The sequence below is a fragment of the Sharpea azabuensis DSM 18934 genome (assembly GCF_000702165.1).
In the GTDB taxonomy this organism is placed as follows: domain Bacteria; phylum Bacillota_I; class Bacilli_A; order Erysipelotrichales; family Coprobacillaceae; genus Sharpea; species Sharpea azabuensis.
Map to the genome: position 1 here is coordinate 55,739 of NZ_JNKU01000003.1, position 12,306 is coordinate 68,044.

Genomic DNA, 12,306 nt, shown 5'->3' on the forward strand with positions numbered 1-12,306 from the left:
AGTAGATTTTTCTCACCTAAATTTAACTTTTTTCAAAAAACGAAAAAAGGCATGGAGTTTTCTCCATACCTTGTGAAATCAATATTATTGAATTGTATTACTTATTTGGTATCGCCTTATTGTAAACCTCTTTATCAACTGCATCATTCTGATATGCAACAATAGTTGTACAAACAGCATCACCAGTAATATTTACTGCAGTTCTTGCCATATCAAGAATTCTATCAATACCCATAATTAATGTGATACCTGCTGCAGGAAGACCTACTGAATTGAATACCATTGTCAGCGTAATCAATCCAACTGAAGGCACACCAGCCGTACCGATTGATGCCAATGTAGCTGTCGCTATAACTGTCAGCATATTCATTGGTGTTAAAGTAATGCCATAAGCCTGCGCAACAAAGACTACAGCAACACCCTGCATAATGGAAGTTCCATCCATATTGACCGTTGCTCCTAGTGGAATAGTGAATGATGAAATCTTACGACTTACACCAATTTTCTCTTCTAGTGTTTCGATTGATAATGGGATTGTTGCATTAGAAGTAGCTGTTGAGAAGGCAAATGCCATGACGGGGAAGAACTTTTTAATGAACTTGAATGGATTCAGTCTTGTAAAGATGAACAAGAGAATCTGATAAACCCCAAAGCCTTGCAATAACAATGCTATCAAAACAGCTATAACATATTTCAGCATATAGATAATAACAGAGAAGCCCATTGATGAGAATGTTCTTGCGATAAGACAATATACAGCAATTGGTGCAACTTTCATTACCATCATTGTCATTTCCATCATAATATCATTCCCTTGTGAGAAGAAGTTCGTCATCAGCTGAACTCTCTCTCCAAGTTTTGCAAGAATAATACCGATAAGTAATGCGAAGAAAATAATGGCTAGCATATCCCCATTAGCAAGTGCCTGAATAGGATTTGTAGGAATAATATTTAAAATAGTATCAACAGCACTTGTTGAAGTTGTTGTCTTGCCCACAGTCGATCCCGCCGCCTTTGCAGCAGTCATCATTTTAGCAAGATTAGCACCCTTTCCAGGATTAATAACATTGGCTACGCCTAAAGCTAATGTCACTGCCAGGACTGTTGTTGCCATATAGAACATAACTGTCTTCAAGCCGACTTTACCAAGTGTCTTTGTATCACCAATTGCAGCAGCACCACATACTATTGAGCAAAAAACAAGTGGTACAACGAGCATCTGCATGCCACGAATAAAGCCTTGTCCGACAATATAGAAAGCCCCATTAACAACATAGTCCATCACGAACTTACTTGAAGACAAAGTAAGATTGATAATAACACCTGTTACAGCACCAAGTATCAGGGCAATGAAAATCATTGTTGTTAAACCTATTTTCTTTTCTTTTTTCATAGGACACCTCTATCTCTTAAACGTTCAAGATATGCATCAAGATCATCTTCCCATTCAGGCATTGCATAAATACCAGTAATTCTAAGCATCATGTTATCAAGCACAGAATAAGCAGGTCTTGCCTCCTGATCTTTAGCTACTTTTACCTTAGCGTCTAAGTTTGCCTTCTTTAAAACTGTTTCAAAGAACTCCTTTCGTGAACAGCTTCCACGATCAGAAGCATGGAATAATCCATATTCATGTAAACCTATTAAAGTCGTTATAAAATTGACCAGACTTCTAGTTGAAGTAGGTGTCGAATATTCCTGTTTAGGAATAATAATATTTTCATGACGTTTTGCTTTAAGAATGGCTTGTTCAACCAAATCATAATTCTTGCCATAAAGCCAGCTGCTTCTGACAATGACATGCTTATCCGTTAATCGTTCAACAAGCGTTTCACCAGCAAGCTTACTTTTACCATAGACAGTAACAGGATTTGGTATTTCAAACTCATTATGTGCTTCTTCATTAACGCCATTAAAGACATCATCTGTAGAAATATGAATAAGCTTTGCATTAATCATACGGGCTGCTACAGCCACATTTCTTGCTCCAATTGCATTAATTTTATAGGCTTCATCAGGATTCTTTTCACAATATTCAACATCCGATAATGCCGCACAATTGATAATGACATCTGGGTGATTGAGATTTGCAAAGCGAATAACCTGCTTTTCATCTTCTACAGGGACATCCGTATCGCTCATAAGAATTTCATAATCAGTATTGTGATCAAAATGTTTCACTAAAGCTGACCCCAAGCGTCCTCCTGCTCCAGTAATCCAAATTCGTGTTTGTAAACTCATAGACTACCTCCTTTATTCTTTGGTAGTGTAGCATAAAACATGCTAATAATAAAGTAAAATAGGATGCAAGCATCCTATTGAAAGTAGGGATTGTACTTTTGTTCTTCCTGTAGTGTTGTTGAATCACCATGTCCTGGTGCTACTGTACAATTAAAATCAAGACTCTTAAGCAAGGCAATCGACTTACGCATATCCTCTACTGATGAGCCAGGAAAATCAACACGGCCAACACTTCCAGCAAACAGCATATCACCACTAAACATGATCTTCTCTTTTTCAAAAAGATAGCAACAGCTACCAGTGACATGACCAGGTGTATGATATACATGTAATTTTTCATTATTGATAACTATATCATCATCAACAATGTCAATCTCTGATTGTAATATAAGAGGCTGATGTCTAAAAGACAAATTCAAAACCTCATCTTTTACAACACGCATTGTATCCTTTGTAGCATGAACAATCGCACCATAAGCCTCAACAAGAGCATCAACACCACCAATATGATCATAATGCCCATGGGTCAATAAAATATCCGTAACATGTAATTGTTTTTCTCTGCAATAGTGAAGAACATCATTGGTTCCTGGATCAACAATGATACAGCCATCATCAAGATAAATGATATAGCAGTTTTCTTCTATTGCCCCTAATACTAAACGTTCAATTTTCATAATCCACAAAAAAATAAGCCTGATATGGCTTATTTCTTTTCTCTATGAACTGTTTTCTTATTACATCTTGGGCAGTATTTCTTGATTTCAACTCTACCAGGATGAGTTCTTTTGTTTTTAGTACCAATGTAGTTTTCTTCACCACATTCAGTACATTTATAAATGATATTTTCTCTCATTAGATTGTACCTCCATAAGTTTGCTTACCTATAATAGCATAGTGAATACAAAAAAGCTAGCATTATTTCAACACTATTGAAATATACTAGCTTTAAATTCTAACCCTAAGCCATACAAAAGAACTTAAATTCACAATTAATCGACTTTTGCATTTGCGCCATAGCCATATTTCTTGAAATATTCATCAACTGCATAACGTGCCAGGCCAGGAGCTGAGTTATTGTTATCCTGCTGCTCAACGATGACCGTGCAGACAATCTGTGGATCGGCTGTAGGACCATAAGCAATAATCATATGGTTTGGTACGGAACGTGTTTTTGTGACAAAGACCTGAGCTGTACCAGATTTACCAGCCATCTCATAAGGCAAGCCACTAAAGACGCTCTTCATCGTTCCCCAGCTTGTTACCGCCTGCATACCTTTTTTTATCTGTTCAAAAGCAATCTTCTCACTCGAGACATCATCAATCACCTTTGTCTTGAACTTACTTTGCGTCACATTATTTCCTTCACTATCAACTGTATATGTTGATTTAAGCAAATGTGGACGTATCTTCACACCCATATTGGCAAGCGTAGATGTATAGGTTGCTAATTGCATATTTGTATATGTATCATACTGACCAATTGAGAAGTCAAGAATTTTACCTACGTTTAATGGTTTACCACGATAACCCAACGATTCATTAGGAATATCGATGCCACTCTTGACACCAAGTCCTAATTCACTAGCACCATTTCTTAATAGCTTATAAGCATCCTTCTTTAGTCTCAAAGGACCATTATAAACATAGTTACCACCGCCAAGTTTAATGATGATCTTCATCATATAGACGTTTGAAGAATAAGCTAAGGCCGTCACTTCATTGATACTTCCCCAGCCAACTTTGTTGTGAGAATATTTGGTAGGTGTTCCCTTTACTTTTAAACCGCTTGCATCATCAACTTCATAATGGTTTGCATTAATGACATGATTTTTAAAGCATGTATATAGAGTTGCTGGCTTAAATGAAGAACCAACAGCATAGGCATTCAAGTAGTTACCGGCAGCATAATCAACAATCTGGCCATCCTTCTGTCTTTCTTTACCAGCCATAGCAATCACTTCACCAGTCTTTGGTCGCATTAGAATACAGTAAATATGATTATTCCACTTCTCTCCTGTATGGGATTTCAGTTCGTTCTCAATATACTGACCAACCTTCTCCTGCAGTTCACTATCAATCGTAAGCTGCAAATTCAAGCCATTGGATCCTGGTGTTTTCTTCTTAATAACTGGCGAACCATCCTTATTGTAAGTCAGCTGATAAGTTGAAGAATCGCCTGACAGAATATTCTCATATTCTGTCTCAAGCCCTGATGTACCAACACGCGAATCATTGTTATAGTCCAAAGCAAGAAGTTCAGTCTTAGTTGTTGCTGGAAGACCTTGTTTCTTGGTTGTGACATTACCCAAAACTTGTTTAAAATTGGAACCAAATGTATAGTTTCTCTTCCAGTCACTTGTCACACGTACTCCACGCAATAAATCAGAATTCTCACCAATAATACTTGCTTCCTCAACACTTATGCCTTCAAGCAAGATGGTTGAACCAGATGTACAACGCTTGATAGCATAATAAAGCTTGTAATATTTGACATCATTATCAGAAAGATGCTTATTGACAATATCATCGGTCATACGTTTAATCTGTAAGTTATAGATCTTACGATCACCATTTTCATCCTTAGCAAGAGCTTTACGTTCCTGCTCTGTAACAAGAGATGTTGCGAATTTCTTATCTTTCATAATCAGATAATCCTTCTTCTCTCGCTTTGTGACATCAGAGATATCAACATTAACATGCTCCATTAAGAATTTGACAATGGCATCAATTTCCTTATCTTTCATATTGTTGACAGCATAATATGTTGCACATACAACATTTTCATTGTAAGCAAGCTTAGTATAATTACGATCGACAATCTCACCACGCAATGCATCAACCTGGAATGTATTGGTCTGATATTGTTCTAATTTAGCATTATAAAAATCTTTTTTAGAAATCTGCAAGACAAATAAGCGCAAGGCAAAGATAACAGCAACCGTCAGTACAAAGCCAATGACAATATAGTATCTTCGCTTGATAACATTACCTAAAACATTACCTACTTCCTGATTTGCCTCTTTCTGACCCCTAAATCGAATTCTCGGTCTTTTAGGCATACACTCACCTCGCTAATGTATTATATATGAAATATTTCTTAAAGTAAATTAAGACTACTTTTTCACATAATTTCACCTTTCTTAAAAATAGAAAAAGATGAATGAGTCATCATTCATCTACTGAAAGGATGGCCATAAAGGCTTCCTGTGGGATTTCAACAGAGCCAACTGCTTTCATGCGTTTCTTACCTTCTTTTTGCTTTTCAAGCAGCTTTTTCTTACGTGATATATCGCCACCATAACATTTAGCGAGGACATTCTTACGAACTGCTTTAATATTCGTACGGGCAATGATTTTACCCTGAAGAGCCGCTTGAACAGGAATTTCAAACTGCTGTTTTGGAATAAGCTCTTTAAGCTTTACGCAAATCGCATTGCCTCTTGTTCTCGCAAACTGACGATAAACAATAGTCGACAAGGCATCTACAACCTCACCATTTAAAAGAATATCCATCTTTGTTAAATCGCTTTCACGATAGCCAATAAGTTCATAGTCATAAGAAGCATAGCCCTTGGTACTTGATTTCAATTTGTCAAAGAAATCAAAAATAATTTCTGATAAAGGCATATTATAGATAACCTCACGTCTTGAATCATCCAAATATTCAATATCAACATATTCCCCACGCTTATTCTGACATAAGTCCATGATTGCTCCAATATAGTCATCAGGCGTCATGATGGATACTTTGACATATGGTTCTTCAATATGGTCAAATGTTCCTGGATCAGGCATGCTTGCTGGGTTATCAATGGATGTATATGATCCATCACGCTTTACAATACGATAGATTACTGATGGTGCTGTCGCAATCAAATCAAGATCGAATTCACGTTCTAGTCTTTCCTGAATAACATCCATATGTAATAAGCCTAAGAAGCCACATCTAAAACCAAAGCCTAAAGCCTGAGATGTTTCTGGTTCATAGGTAAGTGCTGAATCAGAAAGTGAAATCTTCTCCAGGGCATCTCGCAAATCCTTATAGCGCGCATTATCAACAGGATAGAGACCGCAATAGACCATTGGATTCATACGACGATATCCTGGCAAAGCTGTCTTCGATTGATTTTCTAATGTTGTGATCGTATCACCGACATGCACATCCTTGATATCCTTGACACTTGCCGCAATCCAGCCAACCTCACCTGTAACAAGCTCATCTTTCGTTATTTCACGAGGTGTACGCACTCCTACCTCAGTTACTTCATATGTGGCATCTGTCGCTATAAAGTGAATATGATCGCCAACCTTAATTGAACCATCTTTAACAGCTACAATGACAATAACACCACGATAACTATCATAGTAACTATCAAAAATTAAAGCTTGCGTAGGGTTATTGATTGATCCAGTTGGTGCTGGTATATTCTTCACAATATCTTCAAGCACTTCATCGACATTTAATCCCGTCTTTGCAGATATGCATGGGGCATTTTGAGCATCCAAGCCAATGACATCTTCAATTTCTTCTTTAACGCGTTCCACATCCGCACTAGGCAAGTCCACCTTGTTGATAACAGGAAGGATTTCCAGATTATTATCAAGTGCAAGATAAACATTAGCCAATGTTTGCGCTTCGACACCCTGTGTTGCATCAACGACAAGTACTGCTCCATCGCAAGCGGCAAGCGAACGCGAAACTTCATAGGAAAAATCGACATGGCCAGGCGTATCAATCAAATGTAAAAGATATGTTTTACCATCCTTCGCTTTATAAGTAAGCTGAACAGCATTCAGCTTAATTGTAATTCCTCTTTCTCTCTCAAGATCCATATCGTCTAAAATCTGGTTTTTCATATCACGATCAGCGACCGTACCTGTTAACTGCAAGATACGATCGGCAAGCGTAGATTTACCATGGTCAATATGGGCAATGATCGAGAAATTTCTTATGAGTGACTGATCAATCAAATAACTCACACCTTTCTCTTTATTCTAATTTTTCATATTCATGTGCACGTACAATCATGACATGATAATGTTCATAGAGTGGCTGTTTCTCAACATTCAGTAAACGTCCAGTAATCTTAATACGATCACCTATCTCAAAACGATCACGAATTTCACAGCCAATACCATTCCACATCGTTACCGGAATTAAATCATATTCTCTTCTTCCTGGGACATCGTCAAATGGACGTCTTACTCTAATATGCATAAGTGCATCATCATGAATAGAATGAAGCACTTCAAAATCTGGCATTGTTGCCACTTCTCCTTCAATAAATACAAATGATGACATCGTTATTTCCTCCTTAAAAAACACAGGACAACTTTATCATAACAATCTCTCTTCATTTCATATTTTCTTGAAGGAAGGCAAAAACATCCTATTTTTTTATTAAATACTATTCTATCACGACAAAAGCAATGACATAGTCTTTCTCATGAGAAATAGAAATCTTGGCCTTGGGATCATTGAGGTAAGGCGCCCCGCTCTCACTATTGAGCACCTCTATTTCATTAAAACGCATGCCGCCAAGTCCTAAGCCATTAGCTTTAAGATATGCTTCTTTTGCTGCAAAGCGTCCACCAAGATATTCTCTTTTTCTTAAATCATTCATTTTGGAAAAACAAGCATATTCTTTCTCTGAAAGAACATGCTTAATAAATGTCTCATTTTCAAGATCTAGTCGATTTAAATCAACTAAATCCACACCTATCCCCTTCATTAGTCCTTAAACTTCTTTTCGTAAAGATTCATAAGTTCATCAAGAGACATATTATCATCGATTTCATCAATAAGTGAATCATCTTTCTTTTTGAAATCAAGCTTGAACTTACCTGTTCTCTCTTCAACAATCTTCAAATCATCATCACTTTGCTCTGTTAAGCTTGCAATATTACGCAATCTATTTTCCACAGAATCAATGACCTGAGCACTGTCAATCTCTCTTGCTGCCTTTTTTTCAGGTGCTTTTTCTTTTTTTATTTCTTCTTGCTTGACTTCTTCTTGCTTTTCTACAACAGGAGGCTCACTTGTTTTTGTTTCAGCAGCCTCCTCTTGTGGCTTTTTTTCAATAGTTTCTTCTTTATGAATTGTTTCCTTGATTTTTTCAGAGAATTTTGTTTTCTTTTTATCCTCTTCATTTGCAGGGCCAAAGAATGGAGACATAACCTGGACAAGCTCATCACTTTTCTTGATGACTTTCTTCTTGCTAGGCGCTTTAGAAACAGTCTTTTTCACTGGCTTTTGCTGTTGCACGCCATAAATGGGTGAAATAATATCATGCATGATATATGGTTCACTTTTAGTTGTGACAGGCTTAGCCACATTCGCACTCTTGACTTCCTTTTTCTTCTCTTTCTTGACTTCTTCTTGCTTTTCATCGAAATCATCATAAATGAGTGGTGAAGAAAATTTCTCTTTTAGACGTTCTTCAACCATCGGATCAACAATGTCATGTTTTTCTTCAACAACATCGTCATCATCTTCACCAAATAACCAACTACGCCAACCCATTATTTATTCCCCCAATCCATCAATAAAGCTTTCTACTTCAGCTTTAGTTTTTCTTAATTTTGAAACAAATCTACCTGTCTCCTGACCATGATCATAGGCCACAAAAGAAGGTATACCAAGAATCTCCAGTTCAATACATAAATCAAGCAATTTATCACGATCTATATAATAGAACTTATACTTGGGATATTCATCAACAATCTCACCAATATAAGTCTTCATGAAATGACAATCAGGACACCATGAAGTTGAAAAAACAATAATACTTTTATTTTCAATAGCTTTTTTATAATCTTCAACACTTAATAATTCTACTAACTTATCCATTTTCTTCTCCTTTCACTCTTACTGCTAAGCGATAGATAGGACCATTCTTTGAAAACTTTCTTTCATATTCTGTCTGAATATTATCCTCATAACCTTCTTGATGATGTAAATCAAGACATACATCTTCAAATACAAATCCATTATTCGCAAAAGTCACTAATGAATATTCAAATAGATTGCGATTATCAGTCTTAAAAATCATTTCCCCCTGCTTCTTTAAAGCATTCTTGTAGAGCTCTAAAAAGCTTGGATATGTCAGACGTCTCTTGGCATGTCTGCTCTTTGGCCAAGGATCCGAGAAGTTCAAATAGATGCGATCAAGTTCACCATTTTCAAACAACTCAGGCAATCGAACAGCATCATCTTTTAAGAAGATAAGATTCTTTGGCATTCCTTCTTTTAAAGCCTTTTTAAGTGCCTTATCAAGAACAGTTGTAAACTTCTCCATCCCAATAAAATTAATATCAGGATAACGACGAGCATTTTCGAGAATAAAATCTCCTTTACCCATCCCAATTTCTATATAAAGAGGCGCATCCTGGCTTTCAAAACATGAATGCCACTTCCCCTTCATCCCTTCAGGATTAATATATACAATATCACCATGGTCTTTTAAGTGATCTAAAGCTTCAGGATTATTTCTTAATCTCATTTTTTCCTCCAGAATTATTTCCTATCTATTTTATCATATCATTTACTATTAGACTATGAATTTCGTCATCCGTTAATGGACGATATGCTCTTAATGGTAAGTCGGGATCAAGTTCAAGAGGTCCCATTGCTGTACGCTTAAGATATTGCACTTTCTTCCCTCTAGCAATGAACATCCTTTTAACCTGATGGAACTTGCCTTCCTGAATAGTGACTTCTACCTCACTCTTTTCACCCTTTAAAGCCAATATTTTAAGACAAGCTGGCTTGGTCATAAATTCATCTAACTGAATACCTTCCTTAAAAGCCTCAACATCGCTTTGGTCAACAATACCCTCTATTACTGCATAATAAGTTTTATCAACATGATGTTTAGGTGAAAGCAAGCGATGAGCAAGCTGTCCATCATTTGTTATTAAAAGCAGGCCTTCTGTATCTTTGTCAAGACGGCCAACAGGAAAAAGATCCTTATGATAATCATCAATAAGATCCATAACAGTTGGATCAAAGTTGTCCTCCGTTGCTGAAACATACCCGGCTGGCTTATTAAGCATATAATAAACATACTCCTGATAGCTTATTTCTTCACCATCTACACATACAACATCATGATCTGCAATATGTATTTTATCGCTTCTTACCAGTTCTCCATTTACACTGACATGCTTGTCTTTAATCAGCTTCTTGACTTCTTTGCGGCTGCCAACTCCTGCATTGGCTAAATATTTATCAATTCTCATAATGAATTCTATAAACCTCACTCACTCGCTTGTTTTCATTCTCATAGGAAAGATAGAGCCTAAGTTCACCTTCACGCTTTACTTTTCCACTTAAAGCAAAGCCTTTATAATACCCTTCTTTTTTGTTGACATAATCTTTCTTAAGATTATAGCGAGCTTCTTCAAATATGCCTAAAGTTGGATAATACTTATCATTTAAGGCATCGCTATAAGCTAATGCCTTAATATGCTTCATCGTTTTTGAGGCATTTTGAATAATCAGGTCATAACGATAGCCATCATCCAATGGTGAGTAGACGAGACGATAATCAAAAGGTGGATTTTCATTCCCTCTACTTGATTGTGTCTTTTTTACAATTTTATTATATTCCGACATATTATTAACTAATTTGCCATTTTTATTTGTTCTTTGTGCGCACCCAACAAGTGTTAGACAAATTAGAAATATCAATATCTTTTTCACTAAACATCACCGTTCTTATTATACCATAGCAAAAGAAAAAGGCTATCATAAATAGCCTTTTTTACTGATTGATCTCAATAGAAAATGAGCATTCAAAACTTTCACCTTTATTTAAACGACGCACACCAACTTTGTCTTTAAATTCACCTGTGAAGTCCACATAATCCGTATGACCTACCCATGGTTCAATGGCGAGCAGTCCACCCGTATGCTTGCTTGACCAAATCCCGAGGTGATCAAAGTTATGCATATGGAAGACAAGTGACTTCTTGCTTGTGAGTGTTTTTAAGGCGATATATTCACTCTTAAAATCTCCCACTACAATTGCATCACTGTTGAAAAGAGCTTGTCTGACAAAGAAATGTCTTTCATTTTCTAAAAATGCCTTTGTCTCATGACTCATCCCACCTCTTGCTGGATAGATGATTTTTGATGACAGACTTTCTTTTTTCTCGAATTCCAAATAGTAATCATTTGCATCTTCACCCTCTTCAAATGGGCAGGCAAAGGCTGGATGACCACCAATCTGAAAATAGAGATGATCTTCTCTATCATTAATGACTTTTAATCTTGCTTCAAGTACATTATCTTTCAACGTATAAGTAACATATAAATCAAAGTCATATGGATACATTGTCTTTGTTTCTTCATTTTCATGCAGATGGAATACAACATGATAATCATCATTTTCAACAACTTCATATTCCGAATTTCGAGAAAAGCCATGCTGATTCATCTTATAAGTTTTTCCCTCAATAATAGTCTTCCCATTATGTAAAGCTCCTACAATTGGAAAGAGAATTGGTGCAGAATGTCCCCATAGTTCAGGATCCTGCTTCCACATATAGTTGATGCCATCTTTTAAACCAATGATTTTTGAAATTTCTGCTCCCTTTGGTTCTAATTCAACCTCTAAACATGCATTTTTTAATTTTATCATAATGTCCTCCCTCATTTACCTGTAAACCCTATCAACATTATAACACTTCAAATAAAAAGAAGAAGCTTTATTGCTTCTCCTCTTCTGCTTTATGTAATTTTCTAATAAGCTCTTCGATATGATTACCATATTCCAATGAATCATCAACAACGAAATGAAGCTCAGGACATTTTCTTATTTTTAAGACATGCGCAAGCTTGCTTCGAATAAAGCCTTTGCTTCTTTCAAGTGCATCCATGCCTCTTTTTTCATGTTCCATAAAAGATATATAGACTTTCGCAATCGATAAATCATTTGTCAGTGTTACTGATGTAACAGTACACATACGTAATGCAGGATCCTTCACTTCATCACGTAGAATAAGGGAAAGTTCTTTCTGCATTGTTGCTTCTAGACGTTCTTTTTTTAATTGTGACAT

General features: G+C 36.3%; 15 protein-coding genes. All 15 read right to left on the minus strand.

Annotation, left to right across the window (positions count from 1 at the left end):
* Positions 1–97 precede the first annotated feature (97 nt).
* Positions 98–1,393, minus strand: a complete 1,296-nt coding sequence (locus tag T529_RS0101320; protein ID WP_033161810.1) for a dicarboxylate/amino acid:cation symporter — start codon at positions 1,391–1,393, stop codon at positions 98–100.
* The gene (locus tag T529_RS0101325) at positions 1,390–2,241 is read right to left on the minus strand and encodes an SDR family oxidoreductase (protein ID WP_033161811.1); all 852 of its coding nucleotides are present in this window, start codon (positions 2,239–2,241) and stop codon (positions 1,390–1,392) included. The genes T529_RS0101320 and T529_RS0101325 overlap by 4 nt, the downstream gene beginning before the upstream one ends.
* 74 nt (positions 2,242–2,315) lie before the next feature.
* Entirely contained in the window at positions 2,316–2,918 is a 603-nt protein-coding gene (locus tag T529_RS0101330) for an MBL fold metallo-hydrolase (RefSeq protein WP_033161812.1), read from the minus strand.
* A 29-nt stretch (positions 2,919–2,947) separates the two neighbouring features.
* Entirely contained in the window at positions 2,948–3,097 is a 150-nt protein-coding gene (gene rpmG / locus T529_RS0101335; RefSeq protein ID WP_033161813.1) for a 50S ribosomal protein L33, read from the minus strand.
* A gap of 136 nt (positions 3,098–3,233) precedes the next feature.
* Positions 3,234–5,303 (minus strand): peptidoglycan D,D-transpeptidase FtsI family protein, encoded by a 2,070-nt coding sequence (locus T529_RS0101340; protein WP_033161814.1) that lies wholly within the window; start codon positions 5,301–5,303, stop codon positions 3,234–3,236.
* A 109-nt stretch (positions 5,304–5,412) separates the two neighbouring features.
* The gene (gene lepA, locus T529_RS0101345; RefSeq protein WP_033161855.1) at positions 5,413–7,212 is read right to left on the minus strand and encodes a translation elongation factor 4; all 1,800 of its coding nucleotides are present in this window, start codon (positions 7,210–7,212) and stop codon (positions 5,413–5,415) included.
* Between the two features lie 22 nt (positions 7,213–7,234).
* Positions 7,235–7,546: a single stranded DNA-binding domain-containing protein gene (locus T529_RS0101350; RefSeq protein WP_033161815.1), complete on the minus strand. Its 312-nt coding sequence runs from the start codon at positions 7,544–7,546 to the stop codon at positions 7,235–7,237.
* Between the two features lie 106 nt (positions 7,547–7,652).
* Positions 7,653–7,976 carry a holo-ACP synthase gene (acpS, locus tag T529_RS0101355; protein WP_033161816.1) on the minus strand — a complete coding sequence of 108 codons (324 nt, stop codon included), beginning with the start codon at positions 7,974–7,976 and terminating at the stop codon, positions 7,653–7,655.
* Complete coding sequence (locus T529_RS0101360; protein WP_033161817.1) at positions 7,976–8,767, minus strand: hypothetical protein; 792 nt, start codon at positions 8,765–8,767, stop codon at positions 7,976–7,978. Before T529_RS0101360 ends, acpS begins: the two co-directional genes overlap by 1 nt.
* 3 nt (positions 8,768–8,770) lie before the next feature.
* Positions 8,771–9,094: a thioredoxin family protein gene (locus tag T529_RS0101365; protein ID WP_033161818.1), complete on the minus strand. Its 324-nt coding sequence runs from the start codon at positions 9,092–9,094 to the stop codon at positions 8,771–8,773.
* Positions 9,087–9,746 (minus strand): tRNA (guanosine(46)-N7)-methyltransferase TrmB, encoded by a 660-nt coding sequence (gene trmB, locus T529_RS0101370; protein ID WP_033161819.1) that lies wholly within the window; start codon positions 9,744–9,746, stop codon positions 9,087–9,089. Before trmB ends, T529_RS0101365 begins: the two co-directional genes overlap by 8 nt.
* 25 nt (positions 9,747–9,771) lie before the next feature.
* Complete coding sequence (locus T529_RS0101375; protein ID WP_033161820.1) at positions 9,772–10,485, minus strand: pseudouridine synthase; 714 nt, start codon at positions 10,483–10,485, stop codon at positions 9,772–9,774.
* On the minus strand, positions 10,475–10,948 hold the full coding sequence (locus T529_RS0101380) for a hypothetical protein (RefSeq protein WP_033161821.1): 474 nt from the start codon (positions 10,946–10,948) through the stop codon (positions 10,475–10,477). Before T529_RS0101380 ends, T529_RS0101375 begins: the two co-directional genes overlap by 11 nt.
* A 61-nt stretch (positions 10,949–11,009) precedes the next feature.
* Positions 11,010–11,888 (minus strand): aldose 1-epimerase family protein, encoded by an 879-nt coding sequence (locus tag T529_RS0101385; protein WP_033161822.1) that lies wholly within the window; start codon positions 11,886–11,888, stop codon positions 11,010–11,012.
* A gap of 67 nt (positions 11,889–11,955) precedes the next feature.
* Positions 11,956–12,306 (minus strand): 30S ribosome-binding factor RbfA, encoded by a 351-nt coding sequence (rbfA, locus tag T529_RS0101390; protein WP_033161823.1) that lies wholly within the window; start codon positions 12,304–12,306, stop codon positions 11,956–11,958.